Here is an 860-nt window from a genome sequence, read left to right as displayed (position 1 = left end):
TCATGGTCAGCGGATTTGCCTACTGACCGGCCTCACTGCTTGGACGAGCATCCATCAGCTCGCGTCCCTATCCTTCTGCGTCCCCCCATTGCTCATAACGGCTTACGGTGGTACAGGAATTTCAACCTGTTGTCCTTCGACTACGCCTTTCGGCCTCGCCTTAGGTCCCGACTTACCCTGGGCGGACGAGCCTTCCCCAGGAACCCTTAGGCTTTCGGCGGACATGATTCTCACATGTCTTTTCGTTACTCATACCGGCATTCTCACTTGTGTATAGTCCAGCAGTCCTTCCGGTCTACCTTCAACCCGATACACAACGCTCCCCTACCCATGCATCTTGCGATGCAAGCCATAGCTTCGGCGATACGTTTAGCCCCGTTACATTTTCGGCGCAGAGTCACTCGACCAGTGAGCTATTACGCACTCTTTAAATGATGGCTGCTTCTAAGCCAACATCCTGGTTGTCTGTGCAACTCCACATCCTTTCCCACTTAACGTATACTTAGGGGCCTTAGCTGATGGTCTGGGCTGTTTCCCTCTTGACAATGGACCTTAGCACCCACTGTCTGACTCCCGGATATAAGTCGATGGCATTCGGAGTTTGACTGAACTTGGTAACCCTTGGCGGGCCCCGCATCCAATCAGTGCTCTACCTCCACGACTCTTGACTCCGAGGCTAGCCCTAAAGCTATTTCGGGGAGAACCAGCTATCTCCGAGTTCGATTGGAATTTCTCCGCTACCCCCACCTCATCCCCGCACTTTTCAACGTACGTGGGTTCGGGCCTCCAGTGCGTGTTACCGCACCTTCACCCTGGACAGGGGTAGATCACACGGTTTCGGGTCTACGACTACGTACTCA

Annotated in this window: 1 rRNA gene; it reads right to left on the bottom strand. The window is 53.8% G+C overall.

The features are described 5' to 3' along the window. Positions 1–860, bottom strand: a 23S ribosomal RNA gene (locus LQV63_RS31230); the annotation flags it as partial.

Origin of the sequence: Paenibacillus profundus, from assembly GCF_021369635.1 — a bacterium.
Taxonomy (GTDB): domain Bacteria; phylum Bacillota; class Bacilli; order Paenibacillales; family Paenibacillaceae; genus Paenibacillus_B; species Paenibacillus_B profundus.
Note: the sequence above shows the minus strand (reverse complement) of the source record. Positions and strands in the feature narration are given on the sequence as shown.